Source organism: Pseudomonas sp. SbOxS1 (assembly GCF_013416725.1).
In the GTDB taxonomy this organism is placed as follows: Bacteria; Pseudomonadota; Gammaproteobacteria; order Pseudomonadales; family Pseudomonadaceae; genus Aquipseudomonas.
Map to the genome: position 1 here is coordinate 214159 of NZ_JAAVXC010000004.1, position 17437 is coordinate 231595.

A 17437-nucleotide genomic window follows, 5' to 3' on the forward strand; every position below is an offset into this window, starting at 1 on the left:
ACAGGGTCACTCGATGATGTTGAAGTCGCTCAAGTACTCATCGGAGATTTCCAGGCCCAGGCCCGGCTTGTTGTCGTCGAGTTGGATGTAGCCATTGACCGGTTGCGGCTCGCCCTTGAACACGTAGTAGAAGAGCTCGTTGCCGACTTCGACGTCGAACACCGGGAAGAACTCGGCCATCGGCGAAGCGGTGGTGGACATGGTCAGGTGGTAGTTGTGCATCTGCCCGGCATGGGGGATGACCGGCACTGACCAGGCCTCGGCCATGGCGTTGATCTTGCGCGCGGCGGTGATGCCGCCGACGCGGTTGGTGTCGTACTGGATCACGTCGACGGCACGACGTTCGAGCAGGTCCTTGAAGCCGTAGGAGGTGAACTCGTGCTCACCGCCGGAGATCGGCATGATCCCCATTTTTTTCAGCTCGATGTATCCCTCGATGTCGTCGGCGATCACCGGCTCTTCCAGCCAGCGCGGCTCGAACTCGGCCAGTTTCGGCAACATGCGCCGGGCATATTCGAGGGTCCAGCCCATGTAGCATTCGAGCATGATGTCAACGTCGGGGCCGGCCAGGTTACGCAAGGCGCGCACTTGTTCGATGTTCTTGCGCATGCCCGCCGGGCCGTCTTTCGGGCCGTAGCCGAAGCGCATTTTCAGCGCGGTGAACCCCTGGTTCAGGTAGCCCTGGGCTTCTTCGAGGAACAGGTCGAGGTTGTCGTTGGCGTAGAGCTTGGAAGCGTAGGTCCAGATCTTTTCCTTGGTACGGCCACCGAGCAACTTGAACACCGGCTTGTTGACCGCCTTGCCCATGATGTCCCAGATGGCGATGTCGATCGCCGATATGGCCGCCATGCCGATGCCTTTGCGCCCCCACGCATGGCTCTGGCGGTACATTTTCTGCCAGATGTATTCGTTGTCGAACGGGTCTTCGCCAATCGCGATGGGTGCGAGGTAAGTGTCGATGATTTCCTTGGCCACCCGCGGCGCCAGGGCGCAGTTGCCGATGCCGATGAGGCCGTTGTCGGTCTCGACTTCCACCACCAGCCAGCCGTGGAAACGGAACGAGCCCATGGCGTCGCCGCGCTCGAACAGGATGTCGCTGGCGTTGGTGCAGAAGTGCGCCTGAGGTGGGACGACTTTGCCTTTCCACTCGAAAACGCGGGTACGGATCGCTTTGATTTTCATGAATACAGTTTCCTTGCGCTGCCGGCTTCTTGTCATTGTTGTGTCGCTGCCTGGAGCCGCTCGGCTGACCGGTGCCAGGCATTCGATGGAGCGACTGTAGCCAGCGCCCGGGGGCTGCGGATAATCACTTATGCGTATCCGGCGATAACCTGGGGTGATAGGAAAAAGCAGTTATCCGGTAGATCGAGTTATCAGGCATTCCATAAAACTGTAGGAGCTGGCTTGCCAGCGAAAGCGCCATGTCAGTCACCTGTGTGCTGACTGATAGACCGCTTTCGCTGGCAAGCCAGCTCCTACAAGGGTGTTGCGTATTTTTTGAAATTCAGTAGCTGTTGCCACCCATCCGGCAGGCAATCTCGAACGCCTGGCGCGTCGCGCCGACGTTGGCCTTGCCCTGCCCCGCGATGTCGAAAGCAGTGCCATGGGCCGGGGTGGTGATCGGGATCGGCAAGCCGCCCTGCACCGTGACGCCACGGGAGAAGCCCATCAACTTGATCGCGATCTGCCCCTGGTCGTGATACATCGTGACGACCGCGTCAAAGGCACTCGCGTCACCCTGGACCTTGAGGAAAATCGTGTCGCCCGGGTACGGTCCTTCCGCTGCGATTCCCAGCGCCTGGGCCTTGCGCACCGCCGGGCCGATGATGTCCAGTTCTTCGCGGCCGAAGGAGCCGTTGTCGCCGTTGTGCGGGTTCAATCCGCAGACGCCGATGCGCGGTTTCTCCAGGCCATTGCGCTTCAACGCGGTGTCGATCAGTTGAATCGCTTCCACCACCCGCTCCTGGCTGAGCAACCCCGGGACTTCGGCCAACGCCACGTGAGACGTCACCCGTGAAGTCCAGAGGTTGTCGAGCACGTTGAATTCGCAGAACGGCCCATGGAAATCCAGCAGCTCGGCGAACCAGTGCAACTCATCGTTGTGGGCCATGCCGGCCATGTGCAGCGAGGTCTTGTTCAACGGCCCGAACAGCACCGCGTCGGTGGTCCCGGCCTCGGTCAGGCGCAGGGCGACTTCCAGGGTGTCGAGGCTGTAGCGACCGCCAATGACACTGGCCTCGCTGCGGGGAAATTCACCCACGGTGTCACCGCGAAAATCGTAGAACAGCGGTGTGTCATCGACGAACGAAAGCTGTTCCAGCGACTCCACCCGGCGATAGGGAAACTCCACCCCGGCGATGCGCATGCCGCGGCGCATTTCCGCTTCGTCGGCAATCAGGATCACGTTGGCCTGGCCGCGTACATCGGGCTCGCCGAGCAAGCGTGCGATCAGTTCCGGGCCGATGCCCGCCGGGTCACCCAGGACCATCGCGATGGTTGTCTTGTTCATGCTTCACTCCTCAAGGATTCAGGCAGCGCCCGGTCAATGGCGCAAGGTTCGCAACGATAGATTCGCTGCGCGTTGCTGTAGAACAGTCGCTCCTGATCGGCCAGTGGCAGATCGGCGACGATGAATTTGAAACCGCTGTAGATGTCATCGAACGAGCCACACAGGCTGTCCACCGGAAAGTTGCTGGCAAACATCGCTCGCCGGGTGCCGAACATCGCGATGATTTCGCGCACGATCCAGGCGTTGTCGATGGCGCGCCACGCGCGGCCCGCCTGGCCCAGGCCGGAGATCTTGACCTGAACATTCGGCCACTGCGCCAACCGCGCCATCGCCGCCCGCCACCCCGCCAGGCCTTCGGCGCTGCGGTCGTTGGGCAACCCGGCGTGATTGAGAATCAGGGTGATGCCGGGGAAGTCCCGGGCCAGCCGTTCGGCCTCGGGCAGGTTCCACCAGGGAGTCTGCAAGTCAAAGTGCAGGCCCAGCCCCTCCAGCGCGGCGTAACTGCGCCGCCAGTGCTCGTCGCTCATCAGGCTGCGCACCCGCCCGAACTGTTCGGGCGACGTCGGCCCGCCGGGTTTGTGCCGCACGCTGCGCACGCACTTGTAGGTGGCCTGCTCGGCCAGCACCGCAATGGCGTCCGGGTGGTCGAGCCAGGCTTGCGCGACGATCGCATTCGGCACCCCGTAACGGGCGGCCAGTTGCTCGATGAAACGGGTTTCGCCAATCGGGTCCCGGGGGTTCCATTCAGTCTCGACATACACCGTTTGCACCACCCGATGTTCACCGGCATCGGCGAAATAATCCTCGGGAAAATAGCGGCGCTTGATCGCGGTGTAATCGCCGTAGCGAAACGCTATGTTGGCTTCGGGCGCCAGCCACGGATGGTCATTGATCGTTGGGTCCCAGAAGTGATGATGGGCATCGATGATCGGTCCATTCCAACGCTCAGCCATAACGCACCTCGTCGAGACTGATGAACAACGTCGCCAGCACAAACACTGCCGAGCACGCGGCAAAGAACCCGAGCACGGGGGCGAAGCCACCGCTCATTTGCAGGATCACCCCCACCAGGATCGGCACCGCGATACCGCCGGTGCTGCCGGCCATGTTCATCACGCCGCCGATCAACCCGACCCGCGCCGGCGCTGCCAGCAACGCCGGGAAGCTCCAGTAGAGGCTGCCCCACATCAGGAAAAACGCGGTCATGGCCAACAGCGCCACGGCCGCAAAAGGATCGCTCAGGGTCGGCAACAGCAGGAACGCGCCGAGGGCCACCAGGCCGGAAAACGCCAGCAGGCTCTTGACCGCCACCCCGCGACGCACGCCCTTGCGGATCAAGCCGTCGCAGAGGAAACCACCGGTCAACGAACCCAGTGCGCCGCAGACGAAAATCACGAAGGTCGCCGCACCAATGCCCTTGATATCAAAGCCCCGGGCTTGCGCCAGATAGCTCGGCCCCCAAGTCAGCAGGCCGAAATACACCATCGCCCAACTGGCACGACCGATCAGCAACCCGCTCAGGGAGCGGGCGGCAATGCCCAGGCCTTTCACCGGTGCACGGGCGGCTTCGGCGGCCGGCGTAGCACGCCCGGCGTTGATCTTCGCCAGTTCCAGGGGATTGACCTGCGGGTGACTGGTCGGGTCATCACGCAGATAACGCCGCGCCAGCCAGGCCAGCAACAGGGTCGCCACACCGGCGATCACGAAGGCCAGGCGCCAGGAGTCCAGCGACGCAATCAGGTAGGCAATGATCAACCCGCCGAGCGCCACGCCCAACGGGCTGCCGCTGTCCATCAACACCGCACCGCGACTCCGTTCGCTGGGCGCCAGCCACGAGCTGATCAACTTGCCGCCAGACGGAAACAGCGGCGCTTCCGAGGCCCCCAGCGCCACGCGGGCGAACAACAACGACAGGCCACCTGTGGCGAACGCCGCCAGCACCTGGAACGTGCCCCACAACCCGGTGGACCAACTGATGACCCGATGCGGTCCAAAGCGATCGATCAACCAGCCGCCGGGAATCTGCAACAGCGCGTAGGCCCAGAAGAAGCTGCTGAGGATCAAGCCCTGCATGCTCGGGGTGAGGGAAAATTCATGGGCGATGGTCGGCATGGCGATGGACAGCGATACCCGATCGATCAGGTTGACCATGGTCAGCGCAAAGATGATCGCAAAGATCCGCCAACGCACATTGCTGGCCTTGGCAGTACCCGCTTGGGGCATTGCCGCGGCGGCGGTCGGAGCACCTGCGCCAGGCAGATGCAGGGAAGCACTGGGACGAGCCATGGTGCGTACCTCGATTTTTTATTGTTGTGGTTGCAAGCGCGTCGCGTCGTGGCGACCTGTGTGGGCACTATCGAAGGCCCGGTGATAACCGTCTAATCAAAACTTGAAATCAGGTGATAGCTTCGGGTTATGGCATGCCGTGCTTTCAATCAGCTTTCAACGTCGACATGCATTTTCTGTAGGAGCGAGCCTGCTCGCGATGGTCGTCAACGAAAACGCGTGCTTCCTGAATCAACTCAGCGCCCTTGAGTCCATCGCGAGCAGGCTCGCTCCTACAGAAATCCTGCTTCGTTTGCCGCGCTATAACCCCAGGCTATCGGTGTATGTATTGTTTTGACTAGACGCGGCGGCGGCGCCTTCCCACACTCTGGCCAGGCTTGCAGCTTTCGAACGCCAACAAGTCACTCATAACAACTACAAAAACGAGGCTCTTCCATCATGCGAAATGCATTCGTCCGTCGCACATCCCGTCTGTTTCTTGGCTGCACCCTGGTCGCCGCAGGTGCCCTCCCCGCCCTGGCCCACGCCTGGCAACCGGACAAGAACGTCGAAATCGTTGTCGCCGGTGGCCCCGGTGGCGGTACCGACCAGCTCGGTCGCCTGATCCAGTCGATCATCACCACGCACAAACTGCTCGACGTTAATACCATCGTCCTCAACAAGGGCGGCGGCAATGGTGCCGAAGCCTTTCTCGACATGAAAATGAACAAGGGCGATGCCGAGAAACTGGTAATAGGCACCAACAACATCTACCTGTTGCCGCTAGTGTCCAAGCTCGGCTATCAATGGCAGGAGCTGACGCCGATTGCCGCCGTGGCCGAGGATGACTTCATTCTCTGGAGCTACAAAGGCGCACCGTGGAAGGATGCGAAAAGCTTCTACGAAGCGGTCAAGGCCGACCCGTCCAACCTGCGCATGGGGGGCAGCCAGTCCAAGGATGTCGACCAGACCCTGACCCTGCTGCTGAACCAGACCACCAACAGCAAACTGGTGTACATCCCGTTCAAGAGCGGCAGCGAAGCGGCCACCCAGCTGGCCGGCAAGCACATCGCCGCCAACGTCAACAACCCCAGCGAAAGCATCAGCCAATGGCGTGGCGATCAGGTCGAACCGCTGTGCGTCTTCAGCAAGGAGCGCATGAGCTACACCGACAAAGTCGCCGGAGACAAATCCTGGGCCGACGTGCCGACCTGCCACGAACAAGGCCTGGGCATCGATCAATACCGCTTCCCACGCACCGTGTTCATGCCCGGCGACATTTCCGCCGAGCAACGCGCGTTCTATGTCGAGCTGATGCGTAAAGTCACTGAAACCCCGGAGTTCAAGGCCTACGTCAAGCAGAACGCGCTGGTGCCAACCTTCCTCGAGGGTGAACCGCTGACCGCCTACATCGAAAAAGACACCGCCCGCGTCACCCCGGTCTTCAAGGAAGCCGGCTGGTTGAAAAACTGAGGTTGTCGCGGCCGCCCCGCCTGCGGGCGGCCGTCATCTGCTGGAGGTGTCTGCATGTCCCATTCTTCGGATTCACCCGCGCTGGTCGGCACCCGTTGGGTCGAACTCGGCCTGACACTCTTCACCGCGCTGATCGGCGTGGTGGTGATGCTCGGCAGCGTCGAACAAGGTATCGGCTGGGGTGATGCCGGCCCCGAGCCGGGTTACTTCCCCTTCTACATCGGCCTGATGCTTAGCGCCGCGAGCGTGGCCAACGGCGTGTTGACCGTGGTGCGCTGGCAAGCGCTGAGCATTGCCTTTGTCAGTCGCGGTGCGTTCAGGCAAGTGCTGTCGGTGTTCATCCCGATTGCGCTGTTCGTCGCGGCCATGCCGTTGACCGGTATCTACGTCGCCTCGGCGTGCTTCATCGCCTGGTTCATGTGGCGTGACAAGGTCCGCGCCAAGCCCTACGGCAAATGGATGATCGCCACGGTATCCCTCGGCGCGGTCCTGGCCAGCTACCTGATTTTCGCGCTGTGGTTCAAGGTCCCGCTGGATGCCGGCCCGTTGGGCGACTGGATTGCCCTGGTCGGGAGAAACTTCAAATGAGCGAATTCGATTCCCTGCTGCAAGGCATGAACCTGATCCTGACCCCGGGCCACATCGGCCTGATGGTGATCGGCGTGCTGCTGGGCATCCTGGTCGGCGTGTTGCCCGGCCTCGGCGCCCCCAATGGCGTGGCACTGTTGCTGCCGCTGACGTTCACCATGTCGCCCGTGTCGGCGATCATCCTGCTGTCTTGCATGTATTGGGGCGCGCTGTTTGGCGGCTCGATCACCTCGATCCTGTTCAACATCCCCGGTGAGCCCTCATCGGTGGCGACGACGTTTGACGGCTACCCGATGGCCCGCGAAGGCCGCGCCGCCGAAGCCCTGACCGCAGCGTTCAGTTCGGCGTTGCTGGGAGCACTGGCCGGAGTGTTGTTGCTGACCTTCCTGTCGACCAGGATTGCCGCATTCGCCATGTCGTTCAGTTCGCCGGAGTTCTTTGCGGTGTACCTGTTGGCGTTCTGCACCTTCATCGGCATGAGCAAGAACCCGCCGCTGAAAACCGTGGTGGCGATGATGATCGGTTTCGCCATGGCCGCCGTTGGCATGGACACCGTGTCCGGCAACCTGCGCCTGACCTTTGACCAGCCGATCCTGATGACCGGCATCAGCTTCGAAGTGGCGGTGATCGGCCTGTTCGGCATCGGCGAAATCCTCTGCACCGTGGAGGAAGGCCTGGTGTTCCGTGGCGAACATGCGCGCATCACCCCGATGGTGATCCTGCGCACCTGGGCCAAACTGCCGCGCTACTGGTGGACCATCGTGCGCAGCACCCTGGTCGGTTGCTGGATGGGCATTACGCCGGGCGGGCCAACCGCCGCATCGTTCATGAGCTATAGCCTGGCGCGGCGTTTTTCGAAGAACCGCGACAACTTTGGCAAGGGTGAACTCGAAGGCGTGATCGCCCCGGAAACCGCCGACCACGCGGCCGGCACCAGTGCCTTGCTGCCGATGCTGACCCTGGGGATTCCCGGTTCGGCCACCGCAGCGGTGATGCTCGGCGGCTTGATGATCTGGGGTCTGCACCCGGGGCCAACGCTGTTCGTCGAACAGCATGACTTCGTCTGGGGCCTGATCGCCAGCATGTACCTGGGCAACGTGGTGAGCCTGATCGTGGTGTTGGCCACCGTGCCGCTGTTCGCCTCGATCCTGCGTATTCCGTTCTCGATCATCGCGCCGATCATCATCATGGTCTGCGCCATCGGTGCCTACTCGGTGCACAACTCGTTCTTCGACGTGGTGCTGATGCTCGGTTTCGGCGCGCTGGGTTATCTGTTCAAGAAGCTGGGCTACCCGATTGCACCGCTGGTACTGGCGGCGGTACTGGGCGACAAGGCCGAAGATGCGTTTCGCCAGTCGATGCTGTTCTCTGACGGGCACCTGGGAATCTTCTGGTCCAACCCATTGGTGGGCGGCCTGACCACGGCGGCGCTGCTGATGCTGTTCTGGCCGTTGATTTCCAAGGCGCTGCAAACCCTGATCGGCCTGCGTAAAACCCCGGTCGCCAAGCCAAAATCGGTGCTGTGACACGGCAATGCTGGCAACGCCTGGCATTTGTTGTCAGGCTTGCCGCAGTCTTGATTGCGAGTACGGCCCATGTCCCGAATTCCTGATGCCAATGTGATCCACAGTCGACTGCGTCTGCGCCAGCTGCGGCTGATGCTGGCGCTGGAGGAATTCGGCTCGTTGCGCCGTGCCGCCGACCACATCGGCATGACTCAACCGGCAGCGACCAAAATGCTGCACGAGGCAGAAGATTTGCTCGGCGTCGAGCTCTTTGAACGCCTGCCGCGGGGCATGCGCTCGACCCCGTTCGGGGAAACCGTCATCTACTACGCCCGCATGGTCTTCGCCGAACTCAGCGGCATGCGCGAAGAACTGGTGGCCCTGCAATCGGGCAACCTGGGCCGGGTGGCCGTTGGCGCGATTCCGGCGCTGGCCTCGGGGTTGTTGACCCGCACCATCGCGACCTTGAAGCAAAGCCATCCACGCCTGTCCATGAGCATCCAGGTCGACACCAGCGACGTGCTGGTGCAAGCGCTGTTGCAGGATCAACTGGACATCGTGCTGGGGCGTATTCCACCCGGAGCACGGGCCGAAGAACTGCTGTTCGACAGCCTGGGTGAAGAAGAGCTGTGTGTGATTGCCGGTGCGCAAAATCCGCTGGCGCAAGAGACGCAACTGGGTTGGGCAGAATTGCAGAACATGACTTGGGTGCTGCAGCAACAGCCAAGCCCGATGCGCGCGATCATCAACCAGGTGTTCCACAATGCGCGGGTCGACATTCCGAGCAGCATCGTCGAAACCACCTCGATCATGACCTTGCTCTCGCTGATTCAGCAGACCGATATGCTCGGTGTCACGCCGGTGTCGGTGGTCGAGGATTATCCCGGTCGTGACCTGCTGGCGGTGCTGCCGATCAAGTTCGAAGCACGTTTGCCACCCTACGGGCTGATCACCCGCCGCCACCGGATTCAGTCGTCGGCGATGCAGGCATTCATGAACTCGGTGCGCGCCGAACATGCGAAGGCCTGAAATGAAGCCCGATTCCCTGTGGGAGCGAGCCCGCTCGCGATGGACGTGAACGATAACGCGTGCTGCCTGAATGATCGCGTTGTCTGGACGTCCATCGCGAGCAAGCTCGCTCCTACAGGGTTTACGCGGTTTTACGGAACACGAACACCAGCCCGACGATAATCAGCAACATGCCGAGGAGGCTCAACATCGCCAGCCGGTTGCCGAAAGTCAGGTAATCCATCACGGCCGTCACGGCCGGTACCAGATAGAACAGGCTGGTGACATTCACCAGATTGCCCCGGGCGATCAAGCGGTACAGCAACAAGGTCGCCAGCACCGACACCACCAGCCCCATCCACAACACGGGCACGATGAAACCGCTGCCGTGTTCGAAATGAAAGGGCTGGAACGGCACGAAGATCACGCAGAGCAACAGCCCGGCGAGGTACTGCACCGGCAGCGTGCCGAGGGGATTGTCGGTGATGCGTTTCTGCATGATCTAATGTAGTCAAGCGTTTTTTTATAAAATGAACAAAGTAGCTAAAGGTTCAGAGGGCATCGGGCCAAGGGATTCCGTTACCAATCGCGATTTGTAGTGATAGGAACGGTGGAATCCTTCCTATTAGACGCTTTGCGATTACCCGTAGCACGCTGACGCTTCCGGCCTTCCATTAGGACAATTTGCAACGGGCTTGGGCGTACCTCTTCCAGTAATGAACTCAATCGTTCAAGCTCCTTCAGAGCTCGAAGAATAGCTATCATATTCACCACCGTGCCCTTCCCATGATTAAGCAATAAGTTAAGAGTCTGACGACTTACTCCAGACCCTTTTGCTACATCTTCCAAGCTCATGTTCTTTTTTAAGCGTATTGCCTGGATATACGCCCCCACTTCTTTTGCAATCGCTTGATCTGTGTGCCTTGAAAATTTCATAGTGTATTGATTCCCGCACATTACTTAGCAAAGCATCACTTTGCGTCAGCCATTCGTTACGTTAATTTCGATTACATTACAGGAGTATACAACCCAAAATTATTGAACACTCAAACCGAATAGAGAGAATATGATTCCATTCCGCATGTATCTATGGACGAGCTGTCGATATAGCAACCACTTTCCGTCTCGTAGCGGTATCCAAAATCTCGTGTATCATGATCAATTAAAAAGCTGGCCGATATAAGCTTTTCAATTACCCAAGGTGTCGCTTTTGTGACTCGGCCTGGCAATGCGATAAACACTTGATCAATACCCAATTTTTGGCTGAACGAGTAGGAGCGCGTGATATTTTGAAGCTCTTGAGCATCAGCCACAATCGAGAGTCGCCGACTGATATTTGACTCGTCGCCATGCCAATAGAAAATCAAAAATATCGGATTTCCTCGATCGTACTCAACACGACGAATAGTACGTTCTGCATCACAAAATTCCTCGCTGTCTCCAAGAACATCCCAAAGCATCCCGAATTGATCCACTACGTTGAACATTGGCTCTCTCGTATTTCTTTAAGGTTAAGGCAAAATTCACATTATACTGTGAAGACTGTAACGGCAAGGTGGACCACAGTTCTTCCCCTCAATGGAGGGGCTTGTGAACGTCGCTACAGCTTTTGGATTAGTTTTACGAAATGTGAGAAAGCGAGCGAACCTCACGCAGGAGCAATTGGCTCTTCAGTGCGGCTATCAGCGGAATTACATCAGTTTGATGGAGCGCGGGCATAACCAGCCTACATTAGAAACGCTCCTATCCCTCGCTAGCGCCTTACATTGCGACCCTGCTGATTTGGTGGTGGAGACGGTTCGTGCTTTGGGATCTGATTCCGTAAACGTTTAGGGCTTCTGGCGATCAAGCTTATAGGATATGAAATCTCCAAGATCTTATCGTTTTCAGAGTCGCTGCTTGACTGAAGCCAATGGGTGATGATCCCTAGACCATCTCGTGTTGTGTCGATGTAGCTAGGGCGATGCTTGTATGGCTAGTTTCAAGGTCTAGCTCATGGCTGAGGGCTTGAGAACAGACTGGCACTCAAAGAAGAGCCACCCTTCTCTCCGTTCGATTTCCCCTGTTTGAACGCGCAAACATGAATCGGGTGCTGCAGATGGGCATCCGCTATTGATGTGGTTTGGTCACCCACGTTTTGTGTTCAACAGTTGGCTTTAGGAGCAATCGGGAGGCTTTTTTTGATGACTAGAAATGGTTCATTCGTTAATCAAAAAGGGCCCTCGAAGGACCCTTTTTTTGCACTCAAGCTAAGCTCACTTTGTTAGCCAGGACTCAACGGTCGTGGAGCCGTGCTGTGCTTTCCATTCTTTCAGAATTTTGTGATTGCCGCCTTTGGTTTTGACGACTTCACCGGTATGAGGTTTTTTATAAACCTTCACTTGGTGGGGCTTACGAATGCCGGCTCCGGACTCGACAACTGGAGCGCGACGGCCCGCCTGCGGGTCCAGCAAATTGATCACGTTCTGCAGGCTGTAGCCGTACTCAACGAGCAACGCACGCAGCTTGCATCTAATTCGATTTCTTTCTTCAGACCGACATCTCCTTTCAACGCGTCTAGGGCCTGGAGCTGCTCGGCAAGGTGTTTTACAGCAGGTCACCGAAGTCGACTGAATGGGCCTGGAATAGGCAGCAATCAGCCAGGAACTGCCGGTGAAGATAACGCCGTGCCTGTGCGGCACTTCAACGGCTCGAATGCCGCCCCGCAGTGATCAACATTCGCGATTTGCGGCCGCTGCGTGTGCCGACTCGTAGGTACTCCACTAAGAAACACTTCTCGCCGAGGGCGATGCGATATTCGAAGGGCTTTGGCCGAGTACCGAATGGCACCCTATTGCCTTCAATTACATTTCAGGTACCACGGGATCCCCAAAAGGCATGGTGGTCAGTCACCGTGGTACCTACTTGATGAACCTGGAACAAATGACCAATTGGTCGCGCACTCATGCACCTCGGCACCTGTGGACATTACCTATGTTCCACGCCAACGGTTGGTGCTTCATATCGGCGATTACAGGAATGGCAGGCAGACCAGCTTAAAACCCTCGAAATACACGCGATACATTATGCTGCGCCCTTAAAGAAGCGGAATGCTGTAGCTTACAAACACCCGGTTCTGATCTTGATCACGGGACGCTTCGCTATTGGATTTACCGTTACGCCAGCCGAAGCCAACACCTTTTAGCGCTCCCGACTGAAGTACGTAGTCCAGGCTGAAGTCTCGTTCCCATTCTTTCTCATTTTCGCCGGCTTTCGTCTTGATATTGTCCCCGGAGAGGTATATGACCGAGGCTTTCAAGCCAGGGATACCCAAAGCGGCAAAATCATAGGCGTACTGACCAAATGATGTGCGTTCCCCGGCGCGGGTGAAGCTCTGGATCAGGCGATCCGTATAAAGGTACAGACTGGTGCCTCCGGCGCCTTTGTTTGCCAGGCTGCCCTGATTGAGCTGGGTGAAGCTACTGCCGTCCGAAACGCTTTGATAACCCGCAGTAATCGCATGGCCACCTAAGGTGTAAACTAGCGTAGCGCTCCATGTACGGTTGTCGATCTTGCCGTCGCCATTTTTGGTATAGCCGCTGATTTTGTACCCAGACGTACCGGAGTCGTTTTCACCTGACGAGTCTGTATTGAAGTAGCGCAGGTCGGTTTTCAAGGATTGACCGTCCGCGATCGCCAAGGTGTGAATAAGGCCGAAAAATTGCTGGGTGTAGTAGTTGTCGAGGTTGGCGTAGTAATACTGAGCGGTCAGGTCTTTCGTGACTTTCCAATCGCCACCTGCGAAGTCAAACTGGTTGCTTTCACGCGTACCGCCCATAGCGGCCAAACCCGTTTGATCGGTCGAACCGCGACCAGTTGCGTGTTCGATTCGACCACCGGTCAGGGTCAGATCCTTAAATTCGCTTGAGGTGACCTGTCCACCTTCGAAGGTTTGGGGAAGCAGGCGCCCATCATTGGCAACCAAGATTGGAAGTTTCGGAATCAAAGTGCCATAGCGGAGTTCAGTCTTCGACATTTTGATTTTGCCGGTCACGCCGAGTCGGCTCCATTCGTCGACGGCGGAGTTGTCGCTGTCAGAAGGAATCATCGAGCTGCCGACATGACGTCCTTTCCCACTGTCCAAGGTGACACCCATTAACCCGAGGGCGTCAATACCAAACCCTACCGTGCCATCGGTATAACCAGACTTGTAATCCAGCATAAAACCCTGCGCCCACTCTTCGGTTTTCGAAGGGGCTGCGGTGCCATCACGGTTGTCGTTATTGAAGTAGAAATTCCTAATCCCCAAGGTAGCTTTGCTATCACTAAGAAAGTCAGCAGCCGCTTGTCCACTCAGGGCAATACTGCCAAGTAACAAAGAGGCAGACATTTTATTTATGCTCACCTACAACACTCCATTTTTTAAAATTATTAGTAACTGAAGGCACGAAAAGCTTGTTAAAACCACCACCAAACACACGAACAATTGACAAATAGAAAAAGCCTTTACCCACACAATAAATGACATACTGTTTTCTTTATTCTTCTCCTAGCGAAGAAAAAATTTAAAACACCCTACTTCTATGTCATATCGCACAATGCAAACTAAAAATTTACTCATAGCATTTAATAAAATTACGTTCTCAATACCCTATTACGATTATCTCTATCAACATCCATCAGCAGAAAAATATCGTAAACATCGGTGATACGCCTGACATCGGTTAGAACGTCGGCAAGGCTATTGATATCAAGAACTGGCATGCCAAGAGATCCGCAGCAACTCCTCCAGACACATAGATGGCTAGGAACCGGGCACCTTTAGCGGCTGACGGCCAAGCGAGAAAATCAGGCGCGCTATTTTATTTACCCAGATACGAGTACGCCGCCTGAACTGCCTATCGGCCTGTCAGCGCGGCGCACGTTGTTTGTTTCAGACAAGGAGACCTGAATCAGCTGCGGGCATCCGAATATGTGGTTTTCGAATGCCACCCGGTATTTTGTTCCACTGCACCAGAACCATCCAGATAACCATGTTTTCGCAAGTCGGGCATCAGAACAGCCGCCAGCAGCGTCAATGCGCTCATTACTGCCACATAGTAGTAGAAGTAAGATTCAACACCTGCCCCTCTGAGTATTAGAGCCGCATATTCTGCGGTACCACCGCACAATGCATTACCTATCGCATATGGCAAGCCTACGCCTAATGCCCGAACCGTTGCAGGATAAAGGTCAGCTTTCAATACGCCTGTCACAGGTGTGTAAAACGCAGCAATCAACAGGCCACCCATCACCAATGCGAAAGCTTCGTACGGGCTAGAAACGTTTTTTAGGCCAGTCAGCAGAGGAACGACAAAAATACTGGACAGCAAGCCGAACGCAATCATGCTGTTTCGCGCGCCAATCCGGTCGGCCATCATTCCAAAAACTGGTTGCAGGCACATGAAGACAATCAGGGCTGCCGTCATAATGAAACTCACGGTGGAAGGCTCGAAACCAGCCGACACAACCAGGTACTTTTGCATGTAAGTGGAGAATGTGTAGAAGTGCAGCGAGCACCCAGCAGTGATGGCCATCGTGAGCAGAATGGCCTTCTTGTGGCGCATCAGTGCCTTGATAGAACCCGCTTCTTTGTGCGTGCCGCCTTTAGTGTTCCCGGTTTCTAGCATGGATCGGCGCAGGTACACGACCACCAGCGCACTCACCGCGCCGATCAGGAACGGAATACGCCAGCCCCAAGCGTTAAGATCATCCAGCGGCAGCAGGTTCTGCAGGACAACAATGGTCAACAGCGCCAGGAGCTGCCCGGCGATGATCGTGAAGTACTGGAACGACCCAAAGAAGCACCGCTTACCTTTGCGGGATATTTCACTGATGTAGGTAGCACCAGTACCGTATTCAGCACCGACCGAAAGCCCCTGCATCAAGCGTGCGATCAGCAAGAGCACGGGCGCCGCCATGCCGATGGTTTCGTATGTAGGCAACACGGCGATCATTAATGAGCCACCACACATCAGGAACACAGAGATGATCATCGAAAAACGACGTCCCCGTGTATCTGCGAGATAGCCAAATATCCAACCACCCAAAGGGCGCATGAAGAAGCCGACAGCAAAAATGCCAGCAGTTGCTAATAGCTGTGTTGTTTGATCACCTTTCGGAAAGAATAGCGCAGCGAAATAGATCGATGTATAGGCATAGATAAAGAAGTCATACCACTCAACCAAGTTACCTGAGCAAGCGCCTAGAATGGCACGGATACGTTGGCGATTTGTTAGATTTTGAATATCAGGCGACGCTGTATTGTTCTTAGTATTCACTTCAGACTCCAGTCAATGACAAGCACAAGACAGAAAGTTATGACGATCAGTAGCCTGAAAGTGATAAGAGCAAAAACCACGATCTGAGATCACATGAGGTAATAAAACGAACATCTTTGGACACCTTTGCAGATATATTGTTTTATAAGTCAATCAAGGGAAACCGACTTTTATTCTTTATCTACACTACGCTTCAAGTCCCTACGCACGCTAGAGCGAACAAGCTCTAACTGCTATGCCTGAATTGAATAGCTGTCTTTGCGTAGCATCGCGTCTCATGTGGTACCTTGCAGCCGTCAAGATGCCCTCCCCCCAATTCGTGAGGTACTGGGCTGAAGCAAGCCACCCCATCATTGAGTTCAGTGCGGTGACGACAACAGGAATCTCAATACGGAAATTCAGGTAACCCTGGCCTGCATCAGGAACTCGCCGCCGCGCATGGGCTCGATGGTCGGGTGATTCTGGTACGTCAACCTATTGATCCAGTAGATGCCTCTGGTTACACCGTGCGCGTAGACAGTTGTTAGGCATTTACCGATGCTATCGCGCGCCCCCCCCCTGGAACGAGTGGGGAAGCCCAGCGAAGTCATGTCGTAAACCCTGCTTTCGAACAGCCGAGGCCACTCAGCGTGATTCGATCGGGCGGTGATCAATTCACCTTTGTGAAAAGCTCAAATGCTTACCGGCTGGGTTTCCGAGTTGCGTCAGTTGGAAGGTCTTGGCAACACAGAAGGCCTACATGTCATCGCTCTTGCCTAACATGGTATACGTGGTTATTTCTTGCTCATAGCATATGGCCAGCCCAAATCCCCTGCTCTACCAACTCCGACGCCAAGTCCACAAAGGTTTCACCAACATAGCGCGTGCCCTGGCTGACCTTTCTGTCGGCCGGGGACACCATCACCAACTTCCGCATAGGGGTGGGCTCTACCAAAGGCGCAGCGCAAAGCGTACCGCTCTGAAGATGGCCGTAGATTGACGCCAGTGGCAGCGCGGTTAGGCCAAAGTCATTCCGGACGAGGTCTATCATTGCACCAAAGGAGTCTGCCTCAACGTTGGTAACAAACTTGAAACCGACATCGGCAGCGCAACGGTCCATGATCTTGCGCAAACCGTGCCGCGGGCTAGGCAGCACCATATGCTCATGGGCCAGGGTTGAGAAGTTGACCGCTTGATCCATTTTCAGACCTGCTCTGGGCGGCCCAACCAAGACAAGATTTTCCATCATGACAGGCACGATGCGCAGGGTATGCAAAGGCTCTAAATCGTAGGAAACAGCCAACTCCAGTTCGCCACGCTGAATCCAGTCGAGTAGATAGCCGCTGAATGCAGAAGATACGCGGATTGATAAATCGGGATTTTCTTCTCGAATGCGCTTCACGAGGCGCACCGTCATGATCTCGGCGATGGTAGGCGTGGTACCGATCGCGACTGCCCCACGGAAAGAACCTTGAGCACCGGAGACCGAACTGCGAATCGCATCAAGCTCATCCATGATGCGGGTAGCATGTTGCAAAACCCCACTTCCTGCTTCCGTGATGATCATGCCGCGACCATGACGTTCAAACAGATAAACGCCCAGTTCCTTTTCCAACTGACGTATTTGGCGACTCAGTGCCGGTTGGGCGATATGCAGGCGATCAGAGGCCTTGCTGAGACTGCCGAGCTCAGCAACATGAATGAGTGTTTTGAGCTGTACGACGTCCATAGGCTGACCATAATGAATGAGAGGTGGGAAGCTGTAGGCAGTCTAAAGAGCCCACTCGCGACCAGCTATAGCATTTCAGCAT

The 17437-nt window shown here is 56.6% G+C and carries 15 protein-coding genes and 3 pseudogenes; 6 read left to right on the forward strand and 12 right to left on the reverse strand.

Going from position 1 to position 17437, the window contains the following annotated elements; genetic code table 11:
• Nucleotides 1–6 precede the first annotated feature (6 nt).
• The 4 genes from HFK74_RS07185 to HFK74_RS07200 all read right to left on the reverse strand — a co-directional run bounded on the left by HFK74_RS07185 (nucleotide 7) and on the right by HFK74_RS07200 (nucleotide 4732).
• A complete protein-coding gene (locus tag HFK74_RS07185) occupies nucleotides 7–1182 on the reverse strand; it encodes an L-rhamnonate dehydratase (protein WP_180202916.1) in 1176 nt (391 codons plus the stop codon).
• 322 nt (nucleotides 1183–1504) lie between these two features.
• Nucleotides 1505–2509, reverse strand: coding sequence for a 4-hydroxythreonine-4-phosphate dehydrogenase PdxA (locus HFK74_RS07190; protein WP_180202917.1), 1005 nt, complete (start codon nucleotides 2507–2509; stop codon nucleotides 1505–1507).
• Nucleotides 2506–3462 carry an amidohydrolase gene (locus tag HFK74_RS07195; protein WP_180202918.1) on the reverse strand — a complete coding sequence of 319 codons (957 nt, stop codon included), beginning with the start codon at nucleotides 3460–3462 and terminating at the stop codon, nucleotides 2506–2508. Before HFK74_RS07195 ends, HFK74_RS07190 begins: the two co-directional genes overlap by 4 nt.
• A complete protein-coding gene (locus HFK74_RS07200; RefSeq protein ID WP_180203305.1) occupies nucleotides 3455–4732 on the reverse strand; it encodes an MFS transporter in 1278 nt (425 codons plus the stop codon). The genes HFK74_RS07195 and HFK74_RS07200 overlap by 8 nt, the downstream gene beginning before the upstream one ends.
• 501 nt (nucleotides 4733–5233) lie before the next feature.
• Here HFK74_RS07200 and HFK74_RS07205 point away from each other — a divergent pair.
• The 4 genes from HFK74_RS07205 to HFK74_RS07220 all read left to right on the forward strand — a co-directional run bounded on the left by HFK74_RS07205 (nucleotide 5234) and on the right by HFK74_RS07220 (nucleotide 9369).
• Nucleotides 5234–6247: a tripartite tricarboxylate transporter substrate binding protein gene (locus tag HFK74_RS07205; protein ID WP_180202919.1), complete on the forward strand. Its 1014-nt coding sequence runs from the start codon at nucleotides 5234–5236 to the stop codon at nucleotides 6245–6247.
• 54 nt (nucleotides 6248–6301) lie between these two features.
• On the forward strand, nucleotides 6302–6835 hold the full coding sequence (locus tag HFK74_RS07210; RefSeq protein ID WP_180202920.1) for a tripartite tricarboxylate transporter TctB family protein: 534 nt from the start codon (nucleotides 6302–6304) through the stop codon (nucleotides 6833–6835).
• Nucleotides 6832–8361, forward strand: coding sequence for a tripartite tricarboxylate transporter permease (locus HFK74_RS07215; protein WP_180202921.1), 1530 nt, complete (start codon nucleotides 6832–6834; stop codon nucleotides 8359–8361). Before HFK74_RS07210 ends, HFK74_RS07215 begins: the two co-directional genes overlap by 4 nt.
• Nucleotides 8362–8430: 69 nt before the next feature.
• Nucleotides 8431–9369, forward strand: coding sequence for a LysR family transcriptional regulator (locus tag HFK74_RS07220; protein WP_180202922.1), 939 nt, complete (start codon nucleotides 8431–8433; stop codon nucleotides 9367–9369).
• Between the two features lie 121 nt (nucleotides 9370–9490).
• On the opposite strand, the pseudogene HFK74_RS07225 reads toward HFK74_RS07220, so the two are convergent.
• The 3 genes and pseudogenes from HFK74_RS07225 to HFK74_RS07235 form a co-directional block, all read right to left on the reverse strand.
• Nucleotides 9491–9850 (reverse strand): annotated as a pseudogene (locus HFK74_RS07225) (EamA family transporter); the annotation flags it as partial.
• Nucleotides 9851–9927: 77 nt separating this feature from the next.
• Entirely contained in the window at nucleotides 9928–10284 is a 357-nt protein-coding gene (locus HFK74_RS07230) for a helix-turn-helix domain-containing protein (RefSeq protein WP_180202923.1), read from the reverse strand.
• A gap of 110 nt (nucleotides 10285–10394) precedes the next feature.
• Entirely contained in the window at nucleotides 10395–10835 is a 441-nt protein-coding gene (locus tag HFK74_RS07235) for a hypothetical protein (RefSeq protein WP_180202924.1), read from the reverse strand.
• A gap of 91 nt (nucleotides 10836–10926) precedes the next feature.
• On the opposite strand from HFK74_RS07235, the gene HFK74_RS07240 reads away from it, so the two are divergent.
• Nucleotides 10927–11181, forward strand: a complete 255-nt coding sequence (locus tag HFK74_RS07240) for a helix-turn-helix domain-containing protein (protein ID WP_218953593.1) — start codon at nucleotides 10927–10929, stop codon at nucleotides 11179–11181.
• 422 nt (nucleotides 11182–11603) lie between these two features.
• Here HFK74_RS07240 and HFK74_RS07245 read toward each other — a convergent pair.
• Nucleotides 11604–11935: pseudogene (locus tag HFK74_RS07245) on the reverse strand (histone-like nucleoid-structuring protein, MvaT/MvaU family); the annotation flags it as partial.
• Nucleotides 11936–12195: 260 nt separating this feature from the next.
• On the opposite strand from HFK74_RS07245, the gene HFK74_RS33080 reads away from it, so the two are divergent.
• Nucleotides 12196–12387: an AMP-binding protein gene (locus HFK74_RS33080; RefSeq protein ID WP_368738157.1), complete on the forward strand. Its 192-nt coding sequence runs from the start codon at nucleotides 12196–12198 to the stop codon at nucleotides 12385–12387.
• Between the two features lie 37 nt (nucleotides 12388–12424).
• Here the strand turns inward: HFK74_RS33080 and HFK74_RS07255 are convergent, their stop codons facing one another.
• The 4 genes and pseudogenes from HFK74_RS07255 to HFK74_RS07265 all read right to left on the reverse strand — a co-directional run bounded on the left by HFK74_RS07255 (nucleotide 12425) and on the right by HFK74_RS07265 (nucleotide 17355).
• Nucleotides 12425–13732, reverse strand: coding sequence for an OprD family porin (locus tag HFK74_RS07255; RefSeq protein ID WP_180202926.1), 1308 nt, complete (start codon nucleotides 13730–13732; stop codon nucleotides 12425–12427).
• Nucleotides 13733–13995: 263 nt separating this feature from the next.
• Nucleotides 13996–14153 (reverse strand): annotated as a pseudogene (gene prpB / locus HFK74_RS33085) (methylisocitrate lyase); the annotation flags it as partial.
• A 126-nt stretch (nucleotides 14154–14279) separates the two neighbouring features.
• A complete protein-coding gene (locus HFK74_RS07260) occupies nucleotides 14280–15647 on the reverse strand; it encodes an MFS family transporter (RefSeq protein WP_180202927.1) in 1368 nt (455 codons plus the stop codon).
• A 784-nt stretch (nucleotides 15648–16431) separates the two neighbouring features.
• On the reverse strand, nucleotides 16432–17355 hold the full coding sequence (locus tag HFK74_RS07265) for a LysR family transcriptional regulator (protein WP_180202928.1): 924 nt from the start codon (nucleotides 17353–17355) through the stop codon (nucleotides 16432–16434).
• Between the last annotated feature and the right edge of the window lie 82 nt (nucleotides 17356–17437).

Coding starts and splice junctions, on each gene's coding strand:
- HFK74_RS07200 (WP_180203305.1), bottom strand. CDS start 4,732: ATGCCCCAAGCGGGTACTGCCAAGGCCAGCAATGTGCGTTGGCGGATC.
- HFK74_RS07235 (WP_180202924.1), bottom strand. CDS start 10,835: ATGTTCAACGTAGTGGATCAATTCGGGATGCTTTGGGATGTTCTTGGA.
- HFK74_RS07240 (WP_218953593.1), top strand. CDS start 10,927: ATGGAGGGGCTTGTGAACGTCGCTACAGCTTTTGGATTAGTTTTACGA.
- HFK74_RS07195 (WP_180202918.1), bottom strand. CDS start 3,462: ATGGCTGAGCGTTGGAATGGACCGATCATCGATGCCCATCATCACTTC.
- HFK74_RS07190 (WP_180202917.1), bottom strand. CDS start 2,509: ATGAACAAGACAACCATCGCGATGGTCCTGGGTGACCCGGCGGGCATC.
- HFK74_RS07220 (WP_180202922.1), top strand. CDS start 8,431: ATGTCCCGAATTCCTGATGCCAATGTGATCCACAGTCGACTGCGTCTG.
- HFK74_RS07230 (WP_180202923.1), bottom strand. CDS start 10,284: ATGAAATTTTCAAGGCACACAGATCAAGCGATTGCAAAAGAAGTGGGG.
- HFK74_RS07205 (WP_180202919.1), top strand. CDS start 5,234: ATGCGAAATGCATTCGTCCGTCGCACATCCCGTCTGTTTCTTGGCTGC.
- HFK74_RS07265 (WP_180202928.1), bottom strand. CDS start 17,355: ATGGACGTCGTACAGCTCAAAACACTCATTCATGTTGCTGAGCTCGGC.
- HFK74_RS07215 (WP_180202921.1), top strand. CDS start 6,832: ATGAGCGAATTCGATTCCCTGCTGCAAGGCATGAACCTGATCCTGACC.
- HFK74_RS07210 (WP_180202920.1), top strand. CDS start 6,302: ATGTCCCATTCTTCGGATTCACCCGCGCTGGTCGGCACCCGTTGGGTC.
- HFK74_RS07185 (WP_180202916.1), bottom strand. CDS start 1,182: ATGAAAATCAAAGCGATCCGTACCCGCGTTTTCGAGTGGAAAGGCAAA.